At 62.0% G+C, this 25856-nt stretch carries 20 protein-coding genes; 4 read left to right on the top strand and 16 right to left on the bottom strand.

The features are described from left to right. Positions 1 to 311 precede the first annotated feature (311 nt). Complete coding sequence (locus ACEN8U_RS08465; protein ID WP_310107993.1) at positions 312 to 2840, top strand: cation-translocating P-type ATPase; 2529 nt, start codon at positions 312 to 314, stop codon at positions 2838 to 2840. Positions 2841 to 2903: 63 nt separating this feature from the next. Here ACEN8U_RS08465 and ACEN8U_RS08470 read toward each other — a convergent pair whose 3' ends face one another. From ACEN8U_RS08470 to betC, 6 genes are all read right to left on the bottom strand, one after another. Beyond that, positions 2904 to 3218, bottom strand: coding sequence for a metalloregulator ArsR/SmtB family transcription factor (locus tag ACEN8U_RS08470; RefSeq protein WP_310107995.1), 315 nt, complete (start codon positions 3216 to 3218; stop codon positions 2904 to 2906). 89 nt (positions 3219 to 3307) lie between these two features. Then, complete coding sequence (locus ACEN8U_RS08475; protein ID WP_310107997.1) at positions 3308 to 4054, bottom strand: beta-ketoacyl-ACP reductase; 747 nt, start codon at positions 4052 to 4054, stop codon at positions 3308 to 3310. Between the two features lie 124 nt (positions 4055 to 4178). Beyond that, a complete protein-coding gene (locus tag ACEN8U_RS08480) occupies positions 4179 to 5177 on the bottom strand; it encodes a bifunctional enoyl-CoA hydratase/phosphate acetyltransferase (protein ID WP_310107998.1) in 999 nt (332 codons plus the stop codon). Between the two features lie 473 nt (positions 5178 to 5650). Next, positions 5651 to 6799: a porin gene (locus ACEN8U_RS08485; RefSeq protein ID WP_310108000.1), complete on the bottom strand. Its 1149-nt coding sequence runs from the start codon at positions 6797 to 6799 to the stop codon at positions 5651 to 5653. Between the two features lie 265 nt (positions 6800 to 7064). Then, positions 7065 to 8018, bottom strand: a complete 954-nt coding sequence (locus tag ACEN8U_RS08490) for a choline ABC transporter substrate-binding protein (RefSeq protein ID WP_310108002.1) — start codon at positions 8016 to 8018, stop codon at positions 7065 to 7067. Positions 8019 to 8080: 62 nt separating this feature from the next. Further along, complete coding sequence (gene betC, locus ACEN8U_RS08495; protein WP_310108004.1) at positions 8081 to 9619, bottom strand: choline-sulfatase; 1539 nt, start codon at positions 9617 to 9619, stop codon at positions 8081 to 8083. 140 nt (positions 9620 to 9759) lie between these two features. On the opposite strand from betC, the gene ACEN8U_RS08500 reads away from it, so the two are divergent. Both ACEN8U_RS08500 and purU read left to right on the top strand, forming a co-directional pair. Then, positions 9760 to 10674, top strand: a complete 915-nt coding sequence (locus tag ACEN8U_RS08500) for a choline sulfate utilization transcriptional regulator (RefSeq protein WP_310108006.1) — start codon at positions 9760 to 9762, stop codon at positions 10672 to 10674. 127 nt (positions 10675 to 10801) lie between these two features. Then, positions 10802 to 11677 (top strand): formyltetrahydrofolate deformylase, encoded by an 876-nt coding sequence (purU, locus tag ACEN8U_RS08505; protein WP_310108008.1) that lies wholly within the window; start codon positions 10802 to 10804, stop codon positions 11675 to 11677. 89 nt (positions 11678 to 11766) lie between these two features. Here the strand turns inward: purU and ACEN8U_RS08510 are convergent, their stop codons facing one another. The 10 genes from ACEN8U_RS08510 to ACEN8U_RS08555 form a co-directional block, all read right to left on the bottom strand. Then, entirely contained in the window at positions 11767 to 12624 is an 858-nt protein-coding gene (locus ACEN8U_RS08510; RefSeq protein WP_310108010.1) for a glycine betaine ABC transporter substrate-binding protein, read from the bottom strand. Positions 12625 to 12778: 154 nt separating this feature from the next. Then, the gene (locus ACEN8U_RS08515) at positions 12779 to 14026 is read right to left on the bottom strand and encodes an FAD-binding oxidoreductase (protein WP_368607994.1); all 1248 of its coding nucleotides are present in this window, start codon (positions 14024 to 14026) and stop codon (positions 12779 to 12781) included. A gap of 33 nt (positions 14027 to 14059) precedes the next feature. Then, entirely contained in the window at positions 14060 to 15364 is a 1305-nt protein-coding gene (locus tag ACEN8U_RS08520) for an aromatic ring-hydroxylating dioxygenase subunit alpha (protein WP_310108012.1), read from the bottom strand. A 73-nt stretch (positions 15365 to 15437) separates the two neighbouring features. After that, on the bottom strand, positions 15438 to 16223 hold the full coding sequence (locus tag ACEN8U_RS08525) for an electron transfer flavoprotein subunit beta/FixA family protein (RefSeq protein ID WP_310108014.1): 786 nt from the start codon (positions 16221 to 16223) through the stop codon (positions 15438 to 15440). Next, entirely contained in the window at positions 16220 to 17395 is a 1176-nt protein-coding gene (locus ACEN8U_RS08530) for an electron transfer flavoprotein subunit alpha/FixB family protein (RefSeq protein WP_310108016.1), read from the bottom strand. The genes ACEN8U_RS08525 and ACEN8U_RS08530 overlap by 4 nt, the downstream gene beginning before the upstream one ends. Before the next feature lie 4 nt (positions 17396 to 17399). Beyond that, on the bottom strand, positions 17400 to 19313 hold the full coding sequence (locus ACEN8U_RS08535) for a (Fe-S)-binding protein (RefSeq protein ID WP_310108018.1): 1914 nt from the start codon (positions 19311 to 19313) through the stop codon (positions 17400 to 17402). A 2-nt stretch (positions 19314 to 19315) separates the two neighbouring features. Next, the gene (locus ACEN8U_RS08540; protein ID WP_014973421.1) at positions 19316 to 21379 is read right to left on the bottom strand and encodes an NADH:flavin oxidoreductase; all 2064 of its coding nucleotides are present in this window, start codon (positions 21377 to 21379) and stop codon (positions 19316 to 19318) included. A 68-nt stretch (positions 21380 to 21447) separates the two neighbouring features. Then, positions 21448 to 21984 (bottom strand): DUF5943 domain-containing protein, encoded by a 537-nt coding sequence (locus tag ACEN8U_RS08545; RefSeq protein WP_310108020.1) that lies wholly within the window; start codon positions 21982 to 21984, stop codon positions 21448 to 21450. A gap of 53 nt (positions 21985 to 22037) precedes the next feature. Further along, positions 22038 to 23009, bottom strand: coding sequence for a dipeptidase (locus ACEN8U_RS08550; protein WP_310108021.1), 972 nt, complete (start codon positions 23007 to 23009; stop codon positions 22038 to 22040). 18 nt (positions 23010 to 23027) lie between these two features. Next, a complete protein-coding gene (locus ACEN8U_RS08555; protein WP_310108023.1) occupies positions 23028 to 24302 on the bottom strand; it encodes a serine hydroxymethyltransferase in 1275 nt (424 codons plus the stop codon). Positions 24303 to 24836: 534 nt separating this feature from the next. Between ACEN8U_RS08555 and ACEN8U_RS08560 the strand changes: the two genes are divergently transcribed. Continuing rightward, positions 24837 to 25832 carry a GlxA family transcriptional regulator gene (locus ACEN8U_RS08560; RefSeq protein ID WP_013592284.1) on the top strand — a complete coding sequence of 332 codons (996 nt, stop codon included), beginning with the start codon at positions 24837 to 24839 and terminating at the stop codon, positions 25830 to 25832. Positions 25833 to 25856: the final 24 nt, after the last annotated feature.

Here is a 25856-nt window from a genome sequence, read left to right on the forward strand (position 1 = left end):
CTCCTGATTGTCGATCGCCGCTTCCTGCGGACGCAGCGCCACGATGCCTCGTTGACCTCAAGCTGACTTCAGGCTATGCCACTGGAAAGTGAGCCGCTTGATACAAATCAACGCCCGCATGCCGTCCGCGCGTCATTCTGAAAATCGTCAGCGCATGTGCTTTGCTCGCGCGAATCGCCGATCGTTCGATAGGAGGCTCCTCATGTTCAGCACACTCCGCGTCGCACTCGTGTTCGTCTTGCGCGTATTTGCCGGCGCGCAGGTCGGTGCGCTGAGTGAGCTCAGGCGCGATGAGATCAGGTAGCAACTCCATGCCAACCCAACCAGTGGCCCTCTTTGTTGAGCCCGTGCAGCACAACGCTGAGCCGACTTCCCCTGCGCTACAGGCAAGCAGTCGGTCTCCGTCTGGTCTGACGAATACAGAAGTAGAAACGCTGCGGGCGCGCTTCGGTCGAAACATCGTCGACTCGACGCCAAGGCGCACGTGGTGGTGCACGCTGCGCGAGGTGCTCGCCGAACCGATGTTTCTTTTGCTGCTTGCGGCGAGCGCCGTCTACTTTCTGATCGGCGACGCGACGCAAGCGCTGACATTGCTCGCGTTCGTCATGGCCATCGTTCTACTTACGGTAGTGCAAAGTCATCGCACCGCGCGGGTCCTCGACTCGCTTCGCGAACTTTCCGCACCGCGCGCGCAGGTGCTTCGAGACGGACGACAGCAGCTCGTCTGCGCAGCGGAGCTGGTACCGGGCGACGTGGTTTTCGTCGACGAAGGTGCACGGGTGCCCGCTGACGGCGCCGTGACCGAAGCGCATGAGCTCAGCGTAGACGAGTCTTTGCTCACCGGCGAATCGGTAGCGGTGAGCAAAGCCGCCGCACGAGACGGCCTCGAAGACGCGGATGTCCCACGCTCCATGCTGTTCTTCGGCTCGATGGTGGTTCAGGGCCAGGGGCGCATGGTGGTGACCGCGACAGGCTCCGATACGACGCTCGGCCGCATAGGCAAGTCGCTGAGCGGCATATCCGAGGCGCGCTCGCCATTGCAACTGGAAACAAGGCGCTTCATCAATCGATTCGCATTAGCCGCAATCGCGTTATGCCTGTTTCTTGTGGCGGCTTATCGTTGGCGGTCCGGAGAATGGATTCCGGGCGTGCTTGCCGGCATCACGCTGGCCATGGGCATTCTTCCCGAAGAAATCCCTGTCATCCTGACCGTGTTCATGGCGTTGGGCGCACGCCGCATCGCCGATGAAGGGGTGTTGACGCGACGCATGAGCGCGATCGAGACCCTTGGGCAGACCTCGGTGTTATGTGTCGATAAGACAGGCACGCTGACGCAGAACCGCATGTCGGTTCGCGTGCTGTTTGCCCGCGGAAAGCTGCAGACCGTCGACCCTGCTACGCAGAGCATCGACGAGACGTATCACGAACTCATCGAATATCTCGTGCTCGCGAGCGAAATCGAGCCGGTAGATCCGATGGAACTCGCGTTTCACGAAGCTGGCCGGGTCGGCCTGGCCGGCACCGGGCGTCTTCACACGGACTGGTCTCTCGTTCATGAATACGCGCTGACGCCCGAACTGCCGGCCATGTCCCACGCGTGGCGCACGCCGGAACTCGACCATCACGCCGTGGCATGCAAAGGTGCGCCCGAGGCGGTTTGCAGCTTGTGTCATCTGAGCGGGCAGCAAACGCGACGCATCCTCGATCAGGCTGCCGAAATGGCATCCAGTGGGCTGCGCGTACTGGGCGTCGCGAAGGCGCGCCACTCGCATGCTGACTGGCCGGAAAAGCAGCACGACTTCGAGTTTTCGTTCGTGGGGCTGGTCGGTCTTCTCGATCCGGTCCGGCCGGAAGTCGCCGGCGCGGTCGCGCAATGCAAGGCGGCCGGCATCCGCGTGGTCATGATTACCGGCGACTATCCGTCCACGGCATGCGCTATTGCAGCCGAAGTCGGCATCGGCGACGGGCATATCATGGCCGGTCACGACCTCGCGGCGATGAACGACGAGCAACTCCATGAGGCCGTGCAGAGCGTCGACGTGTTCGCCCGCGTCAGACCCGAACAGAAGCTTCGGCTCGTGCAGGCGCTGCGTGACAGCGGCCACGTTGTTGCGATGACCGGCGACGGCGTAAATGACGCGCCTGCACTGAAAGCCGCGCATATCGGCATTGCAATGGGGCTGCGCGGCGCGGAAGTGGCGCGTGAGGTCGCGTCCCTCGTGCTGTTGCGCGACGACTTCGCGCCTATCGTGTTGGCGATCCGGATGGGAAGGCGCATCTACGCCAACCTCGTGCAGGCAATCAGCTATACCGTGGCCGTGCATATTCCCATGATCGCGGCGACGCTGGTTCCCGTCGTAGCCGGCTTGCCGCCGATGCTTGCGCCGGTCCACATCGTGTTTCTGCAGCTGATCATTGATCCGGTCTGTTCAGTCGTGTTCGAGAACGAACCGGAACGCAAGGATCTGATGCAGGTTCCGCCGCGCCGCGCCGGCGCGCGTCTGCTGTCGAATCGTGCCCTCGCCAACGGCGCGGCAGCGGGCGCGCTCTTTGGCGTGCTGGTACTCGGCCTTTATATAGGTTTGCTAACTCATGGTCATCAGCATCTGTTTGCCCGAACGCTCGCCTTCGTGGCGCTCGTCGTGGGCAACGTTGCGCTGATTTTCGTGATCCGCATGTTAGCCATGCCACGGCGGCGCACCCGTACACCGCTGCGCAATCGCTATCTTTGGATCGTGCTCGGGACCACTGCGATAGCGCTGCTGCTGTTGCTACGCGTTCCCGCGCTGGCCCAGCTTTTTGAACTGGCTGCCCTGCTCGATCCACGACGTCATGTCTAACATGCAAGTCAGTTGGGAAGCCCAGTTGGGGAAGTTTTGGAAGTCGCGCCCGTCCGTCAGGCGTCATCTGCAAAATTGGTCGTACAGAACCGCCATGACGGCCATTGCCTCGTGACTCGCGAGCGAATAGAAAATGCTCTTTCCTTCGCGCCGCGTTTTGACGAGCTCGTTGTCGCGCAGTACGCCGAGCTGCTGCGACAGGGTGGGCTGGCGAATGCTCAACTCATTCTCCAGGTCACTGACGGAGTGTTCGCCGTGCGACAACTGGCACATCAGCATGAGCCGGTCGGGATTTGCCAGCACCTTCAGCAGTGCACACGCCCTGTCCGCCGACGCTTGCATCGCCGCAAGGTCGAATGAAATGGTCTTTTTCTTCATCCAGCGTCCTGCCGTTCGGACTTAACATTTCACTTTATTATATATTGTCCTCGGATTGCGGCAGATCGCGACTTTCTTCTCATGCGTGCTCACCGCATATGCATGCCGCCGTTAATGGCGAAGTCGGCGCCGGTGACAAATCCCGCGTCGTCCGAACAGAGGAAAGCCACGAGAGCCGCGACCTCGTCCGGTTCACCGAGACGCCCAACGGGAATCTGGGGGAGAATCTTTGTCTCCATCACCTCCTGTGGCACGGCTGCCGTCATTGCCGTGGCGAGGTAGCCAGGCGAGACCGTGTTGACCGTCACGCCATGTCGCGCTGTCTCCAGCGCAAGCGACATCGTAAAACCGTGAATACCCGCCTTAGCCGCGGCGTAATTGGTCTGCCCGAAGGCGCCGCGCGCCCCATTCACCGAACTCACATTGACGATGCGTCCGAAACGCTGCTTCACCATTGCGGGCAAGAGCGGCTTCGTCATGTTGAACATGGAATCGAGATCGGTGCGCAGCACCGTGTCCCAGTCCTCCTTGGTCATCTTCGCGAAGCTCGCATCGCGCGTAATGCCCGCATTGTTGATGAGAACATCCACCGCGCCGAATTCGGCAAGCAGGCGCTCCGCGCAGTGGGCACACGAATCGAAGCTGGATACGTCGGCTTCGAAGGCGAGGAAATGACGCCCTGCCTCGCGCTCTCTCGTCAGCCAGGTGGCGACATGATCGTTGCGTTCGGAATGCGACATCGCCACGACCATGCCTGCATCGTGAAGGCGCCGGCTGATGGCGGCACCAAGACCGCCCATCCCGCCGGTAACAAAAGCAACGCGTTTAGCGGCCATGATCTTCCCCTTGTGAATGCTGGTTGGCAGGCGATTTGAACCTCATACCGAATTGGCGGGAGCAGCAATATCGCGGCGGATAAGCGTCAAACGATGCTGTCACCCATGACCACCATCGTCAAGCTCATACGTTTTCCTTAGTATGACCACTGCCGACGGGTCTGATCGCCAGCACCGCGGCCAGCGCGCATGAAGCGATGCGTGCAGACACGCTGTCAGCACGGCTCGTCAACACGATCGGCACCCTCGCACCCATCACGATGCCGGCACTCGCCGCGCCGCTCAGGAATTCAAGCTGCTTGACGAGCATATTGCCGGCCTCCAGATCGGGCACGACCAGAATGTCGGCCCGTCCGGCGACGGGCGATGCGATGCCTTTGAGCCGCGCGGCCCTCACGGAAATGGCGTTGTCAAACGCAAGCGGGCCATCGACGAGCGCGCCGATCAACTGCCCGCGGTCGGCCATCTTCGAGAGCGCGGCGGCATCGAGCGTCGAACGCATGTGCGGATTGACGGTTTCGACCGCGCCGAGAATCGCCACGCGCGGAAGCGCGAGACCGAGCGCGTGCCCGAGGTCGATCGCGTTCTGCACGATCCCACACTTCTGTTCGAGATCGGGTGCAACGTTGATCGCGGCATCCGTTATGATGAACGGACGCGCATACGAGGGCAGTTGCATCAGAAAACAGTGCGATATGCGTTTGCCCGTTCGCAAACCCGACTCCGGCGGTACGACGGCGGCCATCAGTTCGTCCGTATGCAGGCTGCCTTTCATCAACACCTGCACTTCGCCGTGGGCCGCGAGTTCCACGGCGCGTGCGGCGGCGGCATGACTATGCGGCACATCGACGATTTCAATGCCATTCAACTGGATGCCCGCCGCCGACGCAAGCGGGCGCAGCCTGTCGCGCGGCGCGACGATGACCGGATCGATCAGGCCGCCCCGGAAAGCCGCACTCACCGCGGCGAGGCTCGGACTGTCGCAGGGATGAACCACGGCCGTGCGCACCGGCCCACGCCCGAGCGCGAGCCGCAGCAGCGCGGACGGCTCGCCGTGCGGTCCCTGCACGAGGCCGGGTAACGCGTGTGCGGCCGGTTCGGCGGTTTCCTGACAGGCGTTCATGGGCGAAAGACGCGTATGCTGCCCGCCTCCGCCGCAAACGCGACGGCGAGGTCAGGCCCGCAATGCGCCGGGCGCTGATCAGGAAAGCGAATGTTCATGACGTCCACCTGGTCGAATGGCGCGGGAACGGCACACAGCTTACGAGCCGGCACGATCCATGCGGGGCGTGCAGCCCATGCGCCTGACAGTCAGAATAGCGGCTCGTTGTGACTGAACAAACGCACGCCCGGGCCTTCGCTTGATCAAGGTCAACTATCTGTTGCAACCGACAGTTGCCGGCGCTATGGAAAAAGACACGGAATACGGCGCTCGAACCTGCGACGACGGCGCATCGCAGGCAGGCGCAACTCATGTGCAGGAGGGAGTGTAAAGCGGAGGTAAAGAGGAAGCGACCTATTCGGAGAGCGCGGACGCACCGCGCAGACTCCTCACGCAGGCGGATTCCCGCTGTTTGGAAATCCGCCTGTGCCGCGTCAGAAGGAGTGACGCATGCCGATGCGCACGTCGGCTTGCGTGCTGGTCGACGACGGCGTAAAGCTATAGCCGATCACCGCATTCACGCCATCCGAAGCGCGCAGATAATCGCCGGAAATATACACGTCGGTGCGTTTGGACAGCAGGTAGTGGAGCCCGAGCGAGCCCTGATTCCAGTGGTTGCCTTCAAATCGCGTGTGCTGATAACCGCCGTAGAGCATCAACGCCGGAGTGAAGGTGTACGAAGCACCACCTTCGTATACCTGCATATGCGAGGTTTGGCCGAGGCCCTTGATCGTCGTGTAAGTGAAGTTGCCGCTCAGCATCACGTTGCCGATCGTGTAGGCGGCGCCGACAGCAAACGCACCTTGCTTGTCGACAGGGAACGAAGCGGAGCTGTACAGATCGGTAACCGCCCCGGTTGCAGGATCGACGGAAACAGTTGGCCTGCCGAGGAATGTACGCGTGCCGATCATCGCATACGGATCGAATGCGTAAATGCCGAACGGGTTGTTCAACTGCGTATAGGCGGCGCCCATGTTGAAGGGGCCGTGCTCGTAGCGCGCCCCCACGCTCCACGCGCTCTTCTGATGGAAGTCGCCCGCCGTATTGCCGAACGAGTACATGCCGCCGAAAGAAAAGCCGGAGATGTCGTTGGAGAGGAACTTGATGGAATTGGGCAGGCGGTCGCCGTTCATCCGGTCGAAGTCGCCCTGGTGGATCGCGTAGCCGCTCGCCCACGCAGAAATGTTGTACAGGTAGGCGAATTCTTCCGTCATGTCGAGCTGATTACCGAACGACAGCGTACCCCAGCTGTTCTTCAATCCGACATATGCCTGGCGCCCGAACTCCGCACCGCCGAACCCGAGTTGACCATTGCCCACATGAAAGCCCGATTCCAGCACGAATACCGCCTGCAAGCCGCCGCCGAGGTCCTCGGTGCCCTTGAAGCCGATGCGGTTGCCGTATGAAATGCCGTCGTCGAACTTGACCTGATGGGACCCGCCGGCGTTGTTCACGTACGTAATGCCGGCGTCCAGAATGCCATACAGCGTGACGCTGCTTTGTGCGTGGACAGCCGTGGGCGCGCATGCGGCGCTTGCTGCAATAGCGAGTCCCGAAAGACTGACGGCATTTCTCTTCTTCATCTAATTCTCCCCTGCTCTATGCCTGCGCAATTCGTTGGATAAAGCGATCCCTGCTGTGCGCTTCGAGGTGCGCAGCATTTCTCGCGTGATGGGCAGTTCGAAACCGGCTGAGACCGGTCGATGTGGCCCGGCTGCTATTTGTTCAGCATGAAATTCCGCCAGGCCGGCATCGACGAGTCAAGAATACGAGTCCAGATTTACGGCGAATCGATTGGATGCGACATGAATCTGTCGCCTCGCGACCTCGCCCTTGCCATTGCCTCTGTTATTTCATGCCGAGCGCGGTCTGAACGGCTTGCAAGCCGTTGCCGCCGTTCGCGGTGCTCACGCCGTCAAGCCACGATTTGAGCAGATCCGGACGCCGCCTGAGCGCTTCGGTGGCTGCTACGTCGACATTCGTCTTCTTCTCGAGTACTTCGGTAATTACGCCATTTTCCAGGTCGACGTTGAACGTCAGCTGCCGGAAAAGGCGATCCACGTTCGGGCACTGCTCCGCATAGCCGGTGCGCGCGACCGTGTTGACCGTGGCGCCGCCATAGTTGGGACCGAAGTACTTGTCACCGCCGTCCAGATACGTCAGTTTGAATTTCGTGTTCATCACATGCGGTTCCCACGCAAGGAACACGATCCACTTCTTCTCGCGCACCGCACGCTCCACCTGGGTCAGCATGCCTGTCTCGCTCGATTCCACGACCTTCCAGCTGTCGAGCCCGAACGCCTTGTCGTCCACCATCTTCTTGATGTTCTGGTTGGCCGGCGCGCCCGGCTCGATGCCGTAAATCTTGCTGTCGAACTTGTCCGCATTCTTCGCGAGGTCGGCGAACGAGTGGACGCCTGCAGCCGCGACATAGTCGGGCACTGCGAGCGTGAACTTCGCGTTACTGAGGTTCGGATGCACCACTACGATCGACTTTTCTTCTTCGAAGGGTTTGACGAGCGGCGCCTGCGCGGGCATCCAGTTGCCGAGAAACACATCGATTTGCCCTTTTTTCAGGCCCTGATACGTAATGGGCACCGACAGGTTCGCGACCTTCTGCTTATAGCCGAGCGCCTTGAGCACGACGCCGGTCATCGCATTGGTTGCGTCGATGTCTGTCCAGCCCGGCCCGGCCATATTGACCTGCATGCACGATTGCGGCTCGGCGGCCGACGCAAAGCTCGCCGCCGCGCAAAGCAGCGCAACGCCGGATAGGGCCTGTTTGAATAGCTTGTTCATCATCGCGGCTTCCTGTGGGTGGGTGAATCGTTAGCGTGTAGAGGGCGTCGTGCTGCAAGGAGCATTCAGTGGGGTACAGCGGGAAAGCGCGCCATGGCCTCGAGCGTATCGAGGTCGATGTGATTGCGCATATAACGCTGACTTGCATCGACGAGCGGCTGCCAGTCCCATGAAGCAACCGTACCTTGCGTGGTCGCCGCAAAATGGAAGCGGCGGCGGCGCTGGCTTCGGAGTACTTCGTTTTGCAGTGCGGCGAGATCCCAGCGGGCGGCGATCTCTTTGCGAAAGGCCTCCGCTTCGGCCGCGTATTCGGTTTTGAATGCGAGGTTCACGCGCTCGAGGGGATCGGCTTTCACGTCGTACAGTTGGTCGGGATCGGCCGGGGTATGAATGAACTTGAAACGCCCGCGCCGCAGCATCACGATCGGTGCAATAGCACCTTCAGCGAGGTACTCGCCGATCGCTTCGTCATGACCTCCCCGTGCCCCCTGGAGATGCGGCAGAAGGCTGTGCCCGTCCAGCGAGTCGGGCCACGCCGCCGGCTGATCGCCGCGCGCCAGTTCAACCAGCGTGGGCAGCACGTCGAGATGCGATACGGAAGCCTGCACGCGGTGCGCGTCGAATTGCTGCGGCGCATGCACGATCAGCGGCACGCGGCAACCGCCTTCGAAGAAGGTCATCTTGTACCAGAGCCCTCGCTCGCCCAGCATTTCACCGTGATCGGAAGTGACCACGATAATCGTATCTTTCGCCAACCCTGCCTCTTCGAGCGCCTGAAGAATCGCACCGAACTGATCGTCGACATAGGAAATGGCGCCGTAATAGGCGCGGCGTGCATTGCGGATCTGCTGCTCGGTGGGCGGCGTGCGATCGGTTTCGCAAACATGGCGCAAACGCTTCGAATGGGGATCGGCTTCGTCGAATGAATCGCGATGCGCGGGCATGTCGATATCTTCGTCCCGGTACATATCCCAGTACTTCTGCGGAATGGCGTACGGGTCGTGCGGATGCGTCAACGAGGCGACGAGGCAGAACGGCCGCGCGTCTTTGCCGACATGGCGTTCACGTGCAATGTCGAAAAGCTTCTGACGCGTGGTGAAGGTGACTTCATCGTCGAAATCGAGCTGGTTGGTGCGCACGCACGGGCCCGCATCGATGACGGAGCTCATGTTGTGGTACCACGTGGGCCGCGTTTCGAAATCGTCCCAGTCCGGCGTCCAGCCGAAATCGGCGGGGTAGATGTCGGTGGTGAGGCGTTCTTCGAAACCGTGCAACTGATCGGCGCCGCAGAAATGCATCTTGCCTGAGAGGATCGTGCGGTATCCTTCCGCGCGCAGGTAATGCGCGAACGTCAGCGTCTGCGACGGAAATTCCGCTGCATTGTCATAGGCGCCTATTGCGGAAGGCAGCTTGCCCGAGAGAAACGAAAAGCGCGAGGGTGCACAGAGCGGGCTCGCACAATAGGCGGAATCGAACACGACGCCCTGCTTCGCGAACCGGTCGAGGTTCGGCGTTCTCGTGAGCGGGTGTCCGTACGCGGCGAGCGCAAACGGCGTCATCTGGTCGGCCATCAGAATGAGAATATTCTTTTTGCTGTCAAGCATTGGAGCGCGCCTCGAATAAAATCATGAATGTCTGTGCAAGTACTCGTGCCGGTGTAGTGAGACCGGCATGAACATCACTATTGCCGGTCAATTCGGCGCTGTGAAGACGGCAATTCGTTATGTGTCTATAAGGGGGCGTTATGTCGAGGCAGGACCGTTTGCCGCCAATGCAGGCCTTGACGATGTTCGAATCCGCTGCGCGTCTGGCGAGCTTCACGGCGGCCGCACGCGAACTCGGCTCGACGCAACCCGCGGTGAGCCAGCGCATTGTGCAACTGGAAGAAACCCTCGGCGCGCCGCTGTTCGAGCGAGGTCATCGCGGCGTGACACTCACGGAAGACGGCGAGCGGCTCTTCGAAGCGGTACGTCATGCGCTCGACACCATCCGCAGCGCCACTGCCGGCATCCGCGCGCGCCGCACGCCGCAAACGCTCACGCTGTCCACCGACTTCGGCTTCGCGACTTATTGGCTCATGCCTCGCCTTTCGCAATTCAAGGCGCTGATGCCCGATGTCGACGTCAGGATCATCACGTCACAAAGCGTGTTCGATCCGTCGCACGAGCAGGCGGACGTGGCGATTGCATTCGGCGACGAACATGCCGACTGGAACGCCCGCAGTGTGATCAAGCTCTTTCCCGAACATGTGACGCCGGTATGCAGCCCCGCGTTTTTTGCCGCGCATCCGCCCCTCACGTCACCGTCCGAACTCCTCGCGCTGCCGCTACTCCATCTGGAGCCGACGCAACCGGCACGCTGGCTGTCATGGGCCGACTGGTTCGCCGCGCACGGCCTCGTCGCGACCGCCGCGCATCGCGGCATCACGTTCAACAGCTTCACGCTCGTCGCACATGCGGCGATCATGGGCCAGGGCGTGGCGCTCGGCTGGGCGCCGCTCGTCGACGAATTGCTGGCCACAGGGCAACTTGTCGAGCTGTTCGATGCGCCCGTCGTGACCGGGCGCGGCTATATGCTCGTCACCCAACGCGCGGCCACGCCGGCGGTGGAGGCTTTTCGTCAATGGCTGCTGGGCGAATGCGGGCTGGATGCGGAATGACCCGCTGACGCTCCCGTTCCATTGCCACGGCGATTCGCTTCTATCCGCGCGGTGCGCCAATTTGCTCTACTGCGACGATGCATGCCGCGCCCCTGCGGCATGGGCCTATCGTCTATGTGGAGAGCGCATGTCCGCCGATTCCCGTCCTGATCAACTGGTTCTCACCGTTGCGTGTCCGAGCGCCGCGGGCCAGGTCGCTGCCGTTGTCGGCTTTCTCGACCGGCATCATTGTTATATCGACGAACTCACCGTTTTCGACGACGACCTGAGCGAACGCTTTTTCGTGCGCTGCGTTTTTCATGGCGTGGACAGCAAGGAAACGCTGCATGTCGCGGCGCTCAAACGCGAGTTCGAGCCCATTGCCGAGCGTTTTCGTATGACATGGGCGATGCACGACGTGGGCACGCGCCCCAAAGTCCTGATCATGGTGTCGAAGCTGGAGCACTGTCTGGCCGACTTGCTGTTTCGCTGGCGCATGGGCGAGCTCAAAATGGACATTGTCGGCATTGGCTCGAATCATCGAGATCTCGAACCGCTGGCTCAGCAGCATGGGTTGCCGTTCCATCATCTGCCCATTACGGCCGACACCAAGCCGCAACAGGAAGCGCGGTTACTCAACCTGTTCGAGACTTCCGGCGCCGAGTTGATGATTCTCGCGCGCTATATGCAGATTCTTTCCGGTGAAACGAGCCGCGCGCTCGCCGGGCGCGCCATCAACATCCATCATTCGTTCCTGCCCGGCTTCAAGGGCGCGAAACCCTATCACCAGGCCCATGCGCGCGGCGTCAAGTTGATCGGCGCCACGGCACACTTCGTGACGGACGATCTCGACGAAGGTCCGATCATCGAGCAGGTGGTCGAACGCGTCGATCATTCGTACAGCCCCGAGCGGCTGCTCGCGACGGGCCGCGACGTCGAGTGCATTACGCTCGCTCGCGCGGTGAAAGCGTTTATCGAACGGCGCGTGTTTATCAACGGCGACAGGACCGTTGTGCTGCAATAACCGCAGCGTGTGACGAGGGCCACAAAGAAAAACGCCGCTTTAAAAAGCGGCGTTTTCGTCACGTCAGCTGCGGTACAGGCTGAGGCCGGTTACTTCACCCAGCTATCCACACGATCGCTATGCGCACCGATCCACGCATCGGCCGCGGCGGTCGGCTTTTCGCCGTTTTGCGTCGCGAGCATCACGCTGTCGATCTCGCCCGGCTTCCACTGGAATTTCTTCAGGAACGCAACCACCGGAGGCGCCTTCTTTTCCAGTTCCGGATTCACGACCGTGTCGACGTGCTCAGCTTCGCCGAACACCTTCTTCGGGTCATCGAGGAACTTGAGCTTGTACTTGGCGAACATCCAGTGCGGTTTCCAGCCGGTCACGATGATCGGCTTGTTTGCCGCTTCCGAACGCGCGAGTTCCGCGGTCATCGCGCTGCCCGAGCTCGGCATCAGCTTATAGTCGAGGCCGTAAGCCTTGATCGCTTCGCTGGTCTTCTGCATGACGCCTGCACCGGCGTCGATACCGACGATGCGCGAGCCGAATTCCGCCTTTTTCGCTTCCAGGTCGCCGACCGTCTTCACGTCGAGATTGTCCGGCACGATCAGACCGATCTTCGCGTCGTTAAAGTTTGCGCCGAGGTCGACTACCTTGTCCTTGAAGTTGTTCCAGTACGCGCCGTGTGTGACCGGCAGCCACGCGGACAGCGTCGCGTCGAGGTCGCCGCGGGCCACACCTTGCCACATCACGCCGGCCGCGACCGGCACCAGTTGGACCTGGTAGCCAAGACGCTTTTCGATTACGCGCGCAGCAACGTTGGACGTCGCGACGCTGTCATCCCAGCCTTCCACATAGCCGATCTTGATGGTCGGCTTGGTATCTGCTGAAACGCTCACGCTGCTTGCCGCCAGTGCCGCACTCAAGGTGCTCAACACCAATATCTTTCTGACCAGTCTCATCGCCGTTCTCCCGTTCACTTCCACAAACAACCCAATGAGCATTTAGAATCGCCAGCCAGAATTGCCCGGTAACGTTGTTTTGCGACATGCAATTGTCCACACGCGACCTGGCTCATGCACTGGCTGCAACCCGTGTTTGCGCGACCTGCACCGATCATTTTTCAACGACGAGATCGGAGAGCGGTTTGCTGCAGCAAAGCAGCACCATGCCCTGATCGATTTCCCGCTGACGAATGCCGCCTGCGTGTTTCATCGCCACTTCGCCGGATACGAGCTTCACTTTGCAGGTTCCGCACATCCCCTGAGTGCACGATGCGGGCAGACGTACCCCCGCTTTCTTCGCCGCATCCAGGACGTGCTGGCCGCTGCCGCACTCGATCTCCCGATTGCTCTTCGTAAAGCTCACCTTGTAGCGCGTTTCGGTTTCTGGCGCCGCGGGAGCGGGCTCGAAAGCCGGCGCCTGTTCCCGCGCCTGCACGAAGCTTTCCTCGAGCACCGGTTCGGGCGCCGCCTGCAGGACTTCCGCGACGTGAGCAGTGGTGAGTTGCGCAGCGACCTCGCTCACCGTCTCGAACGAGAAGCTTTCCTCGTGATAGTGGCGACGGTCGAAACCCCCTTCGTCGAGCAGATTGCGCACCGCCTGCATGTACGGCGCGGGGCCGCAGGTAAAGATTTCACGCTCGAGAAAGTCCGGCGCAATGAGCTTCAGCAAGGGCAAGGTCAGAAAACCGGTGACGCCATGCCAGTTTGTGCGCGTACCGAGGCGCTCGCACACAAACGCCGTGCGGAAATGCGCCTGATTCGATGCGATCAGATCGAGCTCGCGTGCAAAGATGATGTCGTCGGGCGTGCGAGCGCTGTGCACGAACACAATGTCGCTGTCCTCGCCGAGTTCATGGTGCGCGCGGCTCATCGACATGAGCGGCGTAATGCCGGAACCCGCCGACAAAAACAGAAACTTGCGCGCGGGATGGCGAGCGCACGTGAACTCGCCGGCCGGCCCGAGCACGCGAACCTCGCCGCCCACTTGCAGATTGTCGTGCAGCCAGTTCGACACCTTGCCGCCGGGCACGCGCTTCACCGTGATGGAGATCGTGTGCGGCCGCGTGGGCGGAGACGAAATCGTATAGCAGCGGTTGATGGACTCGCCGTCGATATCGAGTTCAAGCGTGATGAACTGTCCCGGCTCGAACACGAACGCCCGTTCGTTCGGCGCGCGAAAGAAAAAGCTCTTCACGTCGTGCGTTTCCTGACGGACGTGGCAGCACACCAGCGTCTCGTCCGTATCGCTGTTCCAGCGCGCCGGCAGCGCGTCCCAGAAGTGCGGCTGCGTCACACGGCTTGTTGCAGGGTTCGAAGCCGGCTCGCCGCCTGGCTGGAACGTCGCCTGATCGCGCATCATTGTTTTCTCCCGCTCCTGATTGCGCTGTTGCGCTCAGCGCACGAACGACACGACTTTCTCGCCGTGTGTGGCCGGCGTGGCGTCGTGCGTCTGCGGTGCATTGCTGTACTCCGCGATGCGACCGATATACCACTCGCAGAACTTCTCGACGAGACCTTCCGTGAACGGCGAATACGGGCCCGGTTCATACGCGCTGCTCGATGCGCCGCGCTGCGAGTATTCGACGAGCGCGCGGTCCTGATCGTTGGTGGCGCGCCAGACAGCCGTGAGATTGTTCACGTCGTAGTCGATGCCTTCGCGCGCGTCCTTGTGCACGAGCCATTTCGTACGCACGAGCGTCTTGCCTGCCGAAAGCGGAATCACCGAGAAGCTCACAATGTGATCGCTCATGAAGTGATGCCACGAGTTCGGCTGCGTCCAGAACGAAAGGCCGCCGAGATCGGCCTGCTCGAAGCCGCCGAGCAGTTTCTTCGACGCGACTTTTGCGTCGAGCGTTTGCGACTCGCCATCGCGGTCGAGCGGCAGACGCTGGGTCCGAAAACCGGTGACGAGATCCGCGAGCCGTTCGATTTCCGCCGACGGCAGCTTCATCGCTTCCCATTGCGCAGTGCGCCGCGCGACGGTCTCTTCGAAAGCCGCCATGCCCTCTTCGTTGGCCGGCGTGCGCTGATAACCAAAGCCGTATTCATACAACGAAATGGTCAGTTCAGGATGGTTCGCGACGCAGTGATAGCACTCGCGATTGTTCTCCATCGTCAGCTTCCAGTTGCCTTCCTCAATAATGTCGATCGAGGCCGCGATCTTGCAGTTGGCCAGTTCATGCGGCAGCAGATACGGCTCCATCGCGGCGCGCATTACGGGGAAGTCCGCCGGCGGATTGTCCGCGAGGCAAATGAAGATCAGGCCTGCCAGGTTCTCCACATGCACCTTCTTCAGGCTGTGCTTGCAACGGTCGAACTGGTCGCCCATATGCTCCGCGAACATCAGGTCGCCGTTCAGGTTATACGTCCAGCTGTGATACGGGCAGACGATATTGCCGAGCGAGCCCTTGTCCGTATTGCACAGACGCGCGCCGCGATGGCGGCACACGTTGTGGAAGGCCCTCACCTGCATGTCGTCGTCGCGAACGATCAGAATGGAATCCTGACCGATTTCCACCGTAATGTAGTCGCCCGGTTCCGGCACGTCCGGCTCCACCGCGACCTGAATCCAGTGCCGGCGGAAGATGGCGTCCAGGTCGAGCGCGAAGATTTCCTCGCTCGTATAGAACGGCGCTTCCAGCGTGTAATCCTTTTTGCGGCGTTCGATCATTGCGCGAACGTCTGCCGAAACTTTCATTGTGTGCTCCGTTGCGTGTCACGTCTGGCGCCGCGCCAGGCCCTCCTGGCGCCATGTTCGCCTGAACCGGGAATCAGTAATCCACGAGTTGATGCTCGCGCAAATAGGCAAGAATCACTTGTGCTTTTTCGACGGAACTCCCTTCAATTACGACGCTGCCGCCGCGGCTTTCCGTCGTGGTCGCCGAAAGCATGCGAGCATGGCCGGAGCGCTTTTCAGCGGCGGCGAGTCGCACCGGTTTGGCGCTTGCCGGGCGAATCGTCCAGGCAGGTGCCGCAGCATCGCTGTTCGCGCCTTTAGCGCTGATCGTCACCGGCCGGATCGTGCCCTCGCGCAGCCGTGCATAGGCATAGGTCGGCGTCGCATTGGCCATGGGGTGAACAGCGACGAGCGCCGGCAATTGAACCTCGACGCGCCTGCGCAGACCCTTCGGCATGAATTGCCGAACCTGCGCACTGCCGCTTTCCAACGCGACGTCGACGGCCGCGCCGACAAGCGGAATGTTCAGCGCATTCGCGACGCGATACGGCAGCATGCCGCTGTCGAACGCGCCTTCTGCGCGTGTGCCGGTCAATACGAGGTCATACCCCTGCAAACGCGCGGCGAGCGGCGCCGAGGCGTCCGCTTGCCCGTCGCCGGCATCGGGCAGCGCGAGCACTTCCACCGAGCGCGCCCCAAGCGCGAGATATTCCTGCAACGCGGGGTTCGACGGGTCGCCGGCATGCAGCACGTCGAGCGTCGCGTTGTGCTGCTTCGCGAGCGAGAGCGCCAGCGTCAGCGCGGCGGCGTCGTTGCGGCTGTAGCGCGCCACTCCGCTCACGGGATGTCGCCCCACGGAAACGAGTACGGCGATTTTCATGCGAGCGCTCCTTCCGCAGCGGCCTTCGAGTTGAGTAACGCGGCGCCCGTGCCGCGCGCCGAACGCGCCGCAGCAGCAGCGTCGTTCAGCGCCGCGATGGTTTCCTGTGCATCCGCGATCACAGTCAGGTTCGCGCGCTTCGCAATCGGCGCGCTGGCGTCCAGATTCACCGCAATCACATGACGGCAATCCTTGATGCCCTGCAAATGCTGCACTGCGCCGGAAATGCCGAACGCGATATACACGCTCGCCTCGACTGTCTTGCCGGTTGCGCCGATCTGCTTGTCGCGCGTGAATTTGCCGTCGTCCACCGCCACGCGGCTGGCGCCGATCGCCGCGCCCAGCGTGGCCGCAAGACGCTCGAACGCGGGCACGTCGCTCACGCCGTTGCCGGCCGAGACGATGAAATCCGCTTCTTCGAGTGCGAGTTGCGCCGCGTCCATTTCCTCGATGCCTAGATCGCGCACGTGGCTCACCTTGCCCGCGGGGGCGGACTCGCCGTCGAAGCGCCACGCCACGCGCTCGCCCGAGCCGACGAACGGCAACTTCGGATCGACCGCGTTGGGCGCGAGCAAAATCACTTCAGGCAGCGCGCGCGAAGCGAATGCGGTGTTGGCGCGCACGTAAGCCGCAACGTGCGACGCGTCGATCTCGACCACGTGCGTTGCGACGCTCGCATTCGCCGCGGCGGCATAGCGGCGGCCCAGATCGCCGTCGCCCGTCGCGTTGTCCGGCAGGAATACGTGCACCGGGGCGTACGCCGCGACGCACGCGGCCAGCGCATTGAGTTCGTCGACCGGCGCGAATCTGCGCCGGTCGAACATGGGCAGCTCGATCAGCTTGTCTGCGCCGAGTGCGGCAGCGTCGCCGGTGAATTCACCGAACACGAGCAGCACGACTTCGGTCGTTGCGTCCGCAATCAATGCGGCCGCGGCGAGCGTCTGGCGCGCATGCTCGTCGAGCGCGCCGCGGTCCGCGTGGGCCGCCACGAGCATCACATGCTGCGAGGCCGCGATCGTGCGGCGCGGCTTCGGTTGTTCACGGTGCGCCATGCCAGCCGCTGCAAAATCCATTGCACCCGCCACGCCGGCGACGCCCAACGTGATGCGTCTCAGGCCATCCGCCGTAATCGTAAAGGGCCGGCGCGGATCGATTCGTTTAATGGTGTTCATCGCGTTACTCCAGCGCCGCTGCAACCAGTTCGGCGACGTCCAGTACTTCAGGACGCGGACCGACCACGCCTTCGAGCATCGCCGTGCAATTCGGACAACCCACGGCGACGATCTCCGCACCGATGCCGCGCGCGTCGTCGATACGAATGTCGGGAATGCGCCGCTTGCCCGGAATGTCGGTCAACGGTGCGCCGCCGCCACCACCGCAGCAACGTCCGCGCATGCCGTTGCGCTCCATTTCGACGACCTTGATGCCGATACTCTTCAGCACGCGGCGCGGCGCCTCCGTTTCGCCGTTGTAGCGGCCGAGATAGCATGGATCGTGATACGTGATCTTGCGATCCGCGTATGCCGCGCTCGCACGCGGCGACAGCTTGCCGCTCGCAACGAGTTCATCGATCAACGCAGTGTGATGCTGCACTTCGTAAAAACCGCCGAGCGCACGGTATTCGTTGCGCAGACTGTGCAGCACGTGCGGATCCGCGGTCACGATCTTGCCGAACGAGTACTGCGAAAGCGTGCCGATCAACTTGCGGGCAAGCTGCTGGAAGGTGGCTTCGTCGCCGAGGCGGCGGGCGGTGTCGCCGGTATCCGTTTCCACACCACCCAGCACGGCATAGTCGACACCCGCGCGATTCAGCACCTTGACGAGCGCACGCAGCGTGCGTTGATAGCGCATGTCGAACGCGCCTTCGCCCGCAATCAGCAGCACCTCCACCCGACGGCCCGGCTGCGCCACCTGCACCTGCAGATCGACGGCCCAGTCGTAACGCGCGCCGATGTCATAGCCATTCGAGCTGCCGGTCTCGCGCAGATTCGCGAGCGTGATCGGCCCCTTACCGGGCACCGTGCCTTCCACGAGCGTCTGATTGCGGCGCATGTCCACGATTGCGTCGACATGTTCGATCAGCATCGGGCACTCCTGCACGCACGCGCGGCACGTCGTGCACGACCACAGTGTCTCTGCTTCGATCAGGCTGGAAATCAGGGGCTTTTGCGGCGCACCGCCATGCTTGCCCACCGGAATGCCCGGCGTGGGGCTGCCCGCGTATTCGGCATCCGTGCCGCCCACCATGCCCGTCACCAGATCCTGAATCAGCTTCTTCGGATTGAGCGGCTGGCCCGCTGCGAATGCGGGACATGCCGCTTCGCATTTGCCGCATTGCACGCATGCGTCGAAACTGAGCAACTGGTTCCAGCGAAATTCCACCGGCTTGCCCACGCCGTATTCTTTCGCATCGAGAAGCGGCACCTTGAGCGCAGTCGGCGGCACCACGTCCTTGTCGTTACGCTCGGCAAAGCGCTCCTGACGCGGATGAAACGCGAGATGCAGAAGACCCGCGAGCGCATGCTTCATCGGACCGCCGCGCGCGGCGCCGAACGTCATCGTGAACGCGCCCGCTGCGATCAGCAGCGCGACGATGATCGCGAGCGCACCCGACATTGCCGACGCCGGCAGCGCGACGAACAGCAGGAGGCCGAGCGCGAACGAGCCGAGCAGCAACGGCAAATGATCCCACGGCCCGCGCGAAAGCCGCGCTGGGACCGCTTTCGCGCCATGCCGGCGGCGCCATACGAACACCACGCCGACCAGCATGACGAGCGCGGCGAGAAAGATCAGCTTGTCGAGCCACGGCGAGTAGATGGCGAGACCGTAGTTGACGACCACGAGCGCCATCGCGAGGATCGCACCGCCCGCTGTCGCGACGTGAGTTTTTGCAATGTATGGGTCGCGCGCAACCACGTGGTGCAGGTCCACGAAATAGCGCTTCGGAATGGACAGCAGATTGGTCCAGCCGTATGCGCCTGCCGCCGTCGCACGACCTTCGCGCCAGTACGCGGCGCGCTTCGCGAGCGCGAACGCCAGACCCGCCATCGACAGCCACAACAACACGGTGATGACAGACACGGGGCTCATCGTCAGAAGTCCTTGCAAAGGCGCAGCGCGTCGTAGATCGCGCCGTGAATGTTGTGCATGGAAATGCAATCGCCGACGCGAAACAGCAGGAACCGGCCATTGCCGAGCGGCTCGGACAGCGACGGCTGCGGCTCCGAAGCAAAGAGCTTATGCACGTCCACCTGACCGCGATTCACCGACTCGGGCTTGAGCTTCCAGTACAGCTCGTCGTTCGGCGTGCTGCCGTTTTCGATCACCACCTGATCGACCGCACGCTCTTCCTGCTCCTCAGTGTACTCGTTGCGAATCACGGCGATCTTCTTGCCGTCTTCTTCGTACACGCGGTCGAGCCAGTAGTTCGGCGTGTGAATGACGCCTTGCGCATAGAGACGGCGGTAGAAAATCGGGAACGTGGTGCCGCCTACGTCGTCGGCCACCTTGACGTCGGGCGTGACGATTTCCACATTCGAGCCGCGGCTGGAGATGAAATCCGCGACGCCCGCGCCCGCATGCGTGCTGACGCCGTCATAGACGAGCACGTTCTTGCCCGGTTCGACCTTGCCCGAGAGCACGTCCCACGAGCTCACCGCAAGGCCTTCGTCGACGCCCCACGCCGCGACTTGCGACGTGAACGACGAGCCGCCCGTAGCCAGCACGATGATGTCGGGCTTTTCCGCCATGATGGTTTTCTCATCGGCGGCGACACCGAGACGGCGGTCCACGCCAAGGCGTTTCGTCTCCATGTCGAACCAGCGGACAATGCCCGCCATCTGCTCGCGTTGCGGCGCTTTGGCCGCGAGCATAATCTGGCCGCCCACGTAGTCGTTCTTCTCGAACAGCACTACGTCATGACCGCGCGACTTCGCGACACGAGCGGCCTCGAGACCCGCAGGGCCGGCGCCGACCACGACGACCTTGCGCTTCGGCCCGCTCGTGCGCGTGATGACATGCGGCATGGTCGCTTCGCGCGACGTCGCGGCATTCTGCACACACAGCACGTCGAGCCCGTTGTACTGGCGGTCGATGCAATAATTCGCGCCCACGCATTGCTTGATTTCGTCTTCGCGGCCATCGCGAATCTTGATGACCATATGCGGATCGGCAATCTGCGCGCGCGTCATGCCGACCAGATCGACCATGCCGCTCGCGAGCAGACGCTCGGCCTGGCCTGCATCGCGAATACTTTGCGCATGCATGACCGGAATCTTCACGACCGATTTGATGCCGGCTGCGAGATGCACGAAAGGCTCGGGTGGCAGCGCCATCGGCGGCATGCAGTTGGCGAGCGTGTTGTGCGTGTCCGCGCCCGAACCGATCACGCCCAGATAATCGATCAGGCCGCTCTCGCTCATTGCCTGCGCGATTTCCTTCAGCTGTTCATGGTCGAGACCGTCTTCATGGAACTCGTCGCCGCACATGCGCAGGCCCACGCAGAAGTCGGGTCCCACCGCTTCGCGCACCGCTTTTAGTACTTCCACGCCGAAACGCAGGCGGTTTTCGAGCGAGCCGCCCCATTCGTCGGTACGGAAGTTGGTGCGCGGGCTCCAGAACTGATCGATCAGATGCTGGTGCGCCGCCGAAATCTCCACGCCGTCCATGCCGGCGTCCTTCACGCGTTTCGCGGCTGCCGCGAAGTCCGTGATGATGCGGCGGATCTCTTCCACCTCGATGATCTTTGCATTGCCGCGATGCACGGGTTCCCGCACGCCGGAGGGCGACATCAGATGCGGCCAGTGCTCCCCATGGAACGCCGAGCGACGGCCCATGTGAGTGGCCTGGATCATGATCTTCGCGCCGTGCGCGTGCATCGCTTCGGCGAGCCGGGACAACGGGTCGATGATTTTGTCAGTCGACAGATTCACCGACTTCCACCAGCCTTGCGGACTGTCGATCGACACCGGGCTCGAACCGCCGCAGACCGCGAGGCCGACACCGCCCTTGGCCTTTTCTTCGTAGTAGCGGATATAACGGTCGCCAGGCAGGCCGCCCGGCTCCGCATACACCTCCGCATGCGCGGTACTGACGATGCGGTTGCGCAAGGTCAGCTTGTTCAGCGTGAGAGGCTTGAAAAGGTTCGGGTAACGCATTGCGACCTCGGAATGATATGACTGGTAGTGCTGTGCCGTGAGCGTGATAACGCGTGCTGGTCAGCGCGTCATGCGGCGAGCGGCGACACTTCGAACACGCAATGCTCGTGGCCTTCGGCCGCGCAGCGCGCTTCCCGCGATTTCGACGGCGGCCCCTTGCGCGAAGCATCGGGCGCCGTGTCGTTGACCCAATCCATTGCGCCCGCGAACCAGCCTGCGAACATGTAGCAGAGCTTGCCGACCTTGCCCGGTTGCGCGAGCACGAACGACGAATGATGCAGTTCGATACGCGCATGCGACGCGGACGGATCGGCTTCGCTGATCGTAAAGATGCCCCAGCCGCGCTGCGACAGGCGCTTCAGGTAATGCTCGAATACGGCCATGCCGGCAATGCCGTGCTGCTTCGCTTCCTTGTCGCACCAGAAATACGCGGACTTGTAGCCTGCCTTGTAGAGAATCTCGGCATACGCGTCGATGCCGAGGGCTTCCTCGACCGCGGTGTGGTTGTTGGTGAAGAAATGACGCGGCACGTAGAGCATGGGCAGCGCGTCGGTCGTCCAGACGCCGGTGTTCGGATCGACGTCGATAGGCAGTTGAGGTTGCATGTGGAAACTCCGCTTTTTATAGGGTGATGTCGTTTGCTGAATGACGGTGACGGTCAGACCTTCCACACTTCGCCGAATACCCGCACCCAGTTCTCGCCCATGATCTTTTTGATGCGCGTCTCGCTCCAGCCGGCGCGCTCCATCGCGGCGGTCAGGTTCGGAAACTCGCCGATGGTGCGAATGCCTTCCGGATTCACGACCTTGCCGAAATTCGTCAACTGGCGATAACGGCCCTTGTCGTGCGTGATCCAGTCGAAGAACTCGGTGCTGTAGCCTTGCGTGAAGTCGGTGCCAATGCCGACCTGATCTTCACCGATCAGATCGACCACATATTCGATGGCCTCGATATAGTCTTCGACCGTCGCGTCCGCGCCGCGCTTAAGAAACGGCGCAAACATCGTCACGCCGACAAAACCGCCTGCATCGGCAATCTCTTTCAGTTGCTCATCGCTCTTGTTGCGCGGATGCTCTTTCAGACCCGACGGGCAGCAGTGCGAATAGCACACCGGTTTTTTGGAAGCCGCAATTGCTTCGGACGACGTCTTGCCGCCCACATGCGAAAGATCGACCATGATGCCGACGCGGTTCATTTCCTGAATCACTTCGCGGCCATAACCCGACAGGCCGCCGTCGCGCTCATAGCAACCGGTGCCGACGAGGTTCTGCGTGTTGTAGCAAAGCTGCACCACGTTCACGCCGAGATCCTTGAACGCCTCGATATAGCCGAGGTTGTCTTCGAATGCATGCGCATTCTGGAAGCCGAAAATAATGCCCGTCTTGTTCTCTTTCTTCGCGCGGTAGATGTCGTCGGTCGTGCGCACGAGCGTGAGGATCTCGCCATATTCGCGGATCTGCTGCTTCATCTCGGCAATATTGTCGACCGTCTTCTGGAAGCTCTCCCAGACCGACACCGTGCAGTTCACCGCGGTCACGCCGCCCTTGCGCATGTCTTCGAACACCGAGCGCTCGAACTTCGAAATGTTCAAACCGTCGATGATGATGCTGTTGTCGTGCAGATTGCTCATCGTTTGCTCCAGGCGTTCTCAGTAGATAGGGAAGCGCTCGCACAGCGCGAAGATTTCGCGGCGCACGCGTTGTTCGGTGGCCGCATGGCCTTCGGGGTGATCGCGCAGCGCATCGAGCACGTCCACGATCAGACGGCCCACGTCGCGGAATTCGTTCACGCCGAAGCCGCGCGTCGTGCCCGCCGGCGTGCCGAGGCGCACGCCCGAGGTGACCGTCGGCTTTTCGGTGTCGAACGGAATGCCGTTCTTGTTGCAGGTGATGCCCGCGCGCTCCAGCGCCTGCTCGACCTGATTGCCCTTGAGACCCTTCGGCCGCAGATCGACCAGCAACAGATGGTTGTCGGTGCCGCCCGTCACCAGATCGACGCCGCCTGCCTTCAGCACCTCGCCGAGGGCCTGCGCGTTCGCAAGCACGCTGTCGATATAGGTCTTGAACGACGGTTGCAGCGCCTCGCCGAACGCAACCGCCTTGCCCGCGATGACATGCATCAGCGGGCCGCCTTGCAGGCCGGGGAACACCGCGGAGTTGATCTTCTTGGCGATCTCTTCGTCGTTCGTCAGCACAAAGCCGCCGCGCGGACCGCGCAAGGTCTTGTGCGTGGTCGAGGTGACCACGTGCGCATGCTCGACCGGATTCGCGTGACGTCCCGCCGCGATCACGCCGGCGATGTGAGCCATGTCCACCATCAGCTTCGCGCCGACGCTGTCGGCAATCGCACGCAGACGCTTGAAATCCAGCGCGCGCGGATACGCGGAAAAGCCGGCGATCAGCAACGCGGGTTTGTGCTGCTGCGCGAGTTCCTCGATCTGCTCGTAGTCGATCAGCATCGTGTCGCGATTCACACCGTACTGCACCGCGTTGAACCACTTGCCCGAGAGCGCCGGCTTCGCGCCGTGCGTGAGGTGGCCGCCCGCGTCGAGCGACATGCCGAGTACCGTGTCGCCCGGCTTCAAGAGGGCGAGCATCACCGCGCCGTTTGCCTGCGCGCCGGAATGCGGCTGCACGTTGGCGAACTTTGCGTTGAACAGTTGCTTGATACGATCGAGCGCGAGCGTTTCGATTTCGTCGACATATTCGCAACCGCCGTAGTAGCGCTTGCCCGGATAGCCTTCCGCATACTTGTTGGTCAGAACCGAGCCTTGCGCTTCGAGCACCGCGCGCGAGACGATGTTTTCCGACGCGATCAGCTCGACTTGCGACTGCTGGCGCTCGAGCTCTTTCAAAATTGCGCCGCGCACCGCCGCATCCCGCGCGGTCAGCGATTCTTCGAAGAAAGGATTCGGGTTCGACATGGAAGGTCCGTGGAGTCGTTGACGTTAGGCGCCGGAAGCGTTGCTGGGCCTTTGTTTCTGCCCTGCCGCCGCCGGATTGCGTACGTCTATTCTTGACGCTTGCATCGCGCGTCAATTTATGAATTCAGACGCGTTCTTTACCTTTTCCGCCATAGGCGACCTTTTTCGACAAGTCGGCTCTGGGAGTTGCTCGCGAGCGGCGGGCAGCAGGCGGGTGGCATTTCGTTCAAGGTGTTGATTCGTACCGCTGGTGGGCGATAGCGGCGGCGTCGCACGATCGTTCGCTCCGGCCGCCCATGCCGCTGCATGCCGCCGCATGCTGCACTGCAACTGAACGCAATGCGCGCTTGCGGTGCGGCTATCCGCGGCAGCGGCGCCCTTCTGGTGCCGTTTCTCCGAGGCATAACACGGAAGCCGCCGGCAACCGAGGGTTTAGCCTGATGGCACGGTAGTTGCCCTAGTCCTCAAAATTACATTAGCCGCTGCGCCCCACAGCGGCGCGACACTATAGATTCGAAGGAATCACCCCTCACCATGTCCACCGATCGCACGGCGTCACTGTCGCATTTCGCCTTCATGCCCGTTCCGAACTTCACAATGATCGCGTTCACCAACGCTATCGAAGTGCTGCGCATGGCGAACTACCTGACGGGACAAACGCTTTACCGCTGGTCGATCGTGAGCCCCGAGGGTGGGCCGGTCACCGCAAGCAATGGACTATCGGTCGACACGGGTCCAGTCGAATGCGTCGGTCAGCCCGACATCGTCTTCGTGATCGGCGGCATCGACGTGCAGCGCGCCACCACACCCGCGCATCTGTCGGCATTGCGCCGCTTCGCGCGCATGGGTTGCATGCTCGGCAGCCTCTGCACCGGCACCTATGCGCTCGCGCGTGCCGGTCTGCTCGCGGGCTATGCGTGCGCGATCCACTGGGAAAACATGTCGGCGCTCAAGGAAGAGTTCCCCGACACGCGTTTTCTGAAAGAGCTGTTCGTGATCGACCGTGACCGTGTGACGTGCACGGGCGGCGTCGCACCGCTCGACATGATGCTGAATCTGATCGCACCGCGAGTCGGCACCGCACGCGTCACACAGATCGCCGAGCAGTTCATCGTCGAGCATGTGCGCGACACCAGCGCGCAGCAGAAGATGCCGCTCGTCGCGCGACTCGGCTCGGCCAACAAGTCGCTCTTCGAAGTGATTTCGCTGATGGAGAACAACATCGAAGAACCACTGTCGCGCGAGGAACTGGCGCGGCTTGCCGGCATGTCGCAACGGCAGTTGCAACGCCTCTTTCGCGAGCATCTCGGCATGACGCCGACGCACTACTATCTGACGCTGCGTTTGCGGCGCGCGCGCGAACTGCTGCTGCAGACCGACATGTCGATCATGAACATCACGATGGCGTGCGGCTTCCAGTCGGCCTGCCACTTTTCAAAGAGCTATCGCGATGCATTCGGCACCGCGCCCACACGCGAACGCCGCAAGCAGGCGCCCTCGCTGTCTTCAGCGCCGGTGATGGCGGCCTGAAAGCGCCGGCCCCAAAAGCACGCA

Source organism: Paraburkholderia phenoliruptrix (genome assembly GCF_047325075.1).
Lineage (GTDB): Bacteria > Pseudomonadota > Gammaproteobacteria > Burkholderiales > Burkholderiaceae > Paraburkholderia > Paraburkholderia phenoliruptrix.

What these genes read in the sequence shown, in the direction of transcription:
- ACEN8U_RS08500 (WP_310108006.1), top strand. Translation starts at nt 9,760, where the DNA reads ATGTCGAGGCAGGACCGTTTGCCGCCAATGCAGGCCTTGACGATGTTC.
- ACEN8U_RS08510 (WP_310108010.1), bottom strand. Translation starts at nt 12,624, where the DNA reads ATGAGACTGGTCAGAAAGATATTGGTGTTGAGCACCTTGAGTGCGGCA.
- ACEN8U_RS08480 (WP_310107998.1), bottom strand. Translation starts at nt 5,177, where the DNA reads ATGAACGCCTGTCAGGAAACCGCCGAACCGGCCGCACACGCGTTACCC.
- purU (WP_310108008.1), top strand. Translation starts at nt 10,802, where the DNA reads ATGTCCGCCGATTCCCGTCCTGATCAACTGGTTCTCACCGTTGCGTGT.
- ACEN8U_RS08540 (WP_014973421.1), bottom strand. Translation starts at nt 21,379, where the DNA reads ATGCGTTACCCGAACCTTTTCAAGCCTCTCACGCTGAACAAGCTGACC.
- ACEN8U_RS08560 (WP_013592284.1), top strand. Translation starts at nt 24,837, where the DNA reads ATGTCCACCGATCGCACGGCGTCACTGTCGCATTTCGCCTTCATGCCC.
- ACEN8U_RS08535 (WP_310108018.1), bottom strand. Translation starts at nt 19,313, where the DNA reads ATGAGCCCCGTGTCTGTCATCACCGTGTTGTTGTGGCTGTCGATGGCG.
- ACEN8U_RS08485 (WP_310108000.1), bottom strand. Translation starts at nt 6,799, where the DNA reads ATGAAGAAGAGAAATGCCGTCAGTCTTTCGGGACTCGCTATTGCAGCA.
- ACEN8U_RS08515 (WP_368607994.1), bottom strand. Translation starts at nt 14,026, where the DNA reads ATGATGCGCGATCAGGCGACGTTCCAGCCAGGCGGCGAGCCGGCTTCG.
- ACEN8U_RS08545 (WP_310108020.1), bottom strand. Translation starts at nt 21,984, where the DNA reads ATGCAACCTCAACTGCCTATCGACGTCGATCCGAACACCGGCGTCTGG.
- betC (WP_310108004.1), bottom strand. Translation starts at nt 9,619, where the DNA reads ATGCTTGACAGCAAAAAGAATATTCTCATTCTGATGGCCGACCAGATG.
- ACEN8U_RS08550 (WP_310108021.1), bottom strand. Translation starts at nt 23,009, where the DNA reads ATGAGCAATCTGCACGACAACAGCATCATCATCGACGGTTTGAACATT.
- ACEN8U_RS08465 (WP_310107993.1), top strand. Translation starts at nt 312, where the DNA reads ATGCCAACCCAACCAGTGGCCCTCTTTGTTGAGCCCGTGCAGCACAAC.
- ACEN8U_RS08490 (WP_310108002.1), bottom strand. Translation starts at nt 8,018, where the DNA reads ATGATGAACAAGCTATTCAAACAGGCCCTATCCGGCGTTGCGCTGCTT.
- ACEN8U_RS08475 (WP_310107997.1), bottom strand. Translation starts at nt 4,054, where the DNA reads ATGGCCGCTAAACGCGTTGCTTTTGTTACCGGCGGGATGGGCGGTCTT.
- ACEN8U_RS08520 (WP_310108012.1), bottom strand. Translation starts at nt 15,364, where the DNA reads ATGAAAGTTTCGGCAGACGTTCGCGCAATGATCGAACGCCGCAAAAAG.
- ACEN8U_RS08555 (WP_310108023.1), bottom strand. Translation starts at nt 24,302, where the DNA reads ATGTCGAACCCGAATCCTTTCTTCGAAGAATCGCTGACCGCGCGGGAT.
- ACEN8U_RS08525 (WP_310108014.1), bottom strand. Translation starts at nt 16,223, where the DNA reads ATGAAAATCGCCGTACTCGTTTCCGTGGGGCGACATCCCGTGAGCGGA.
- ACEN8U_RS08530 (WP_310108016.1), bottom strand. Translation starts at nt 17,395, where the DNA reads ATGAACACCATTAAACGAATCGATCCGCGCCGGCCCTTTACGATTACG.
- ACEN8U_RS08470 (WP_310107995.1), bottom strand. Translation starts at nt 3,218, where the DNA reads ATGAAGAAAAAGACCATTTCATTCGACCTTGCGGCGATGCAAGCGTCG.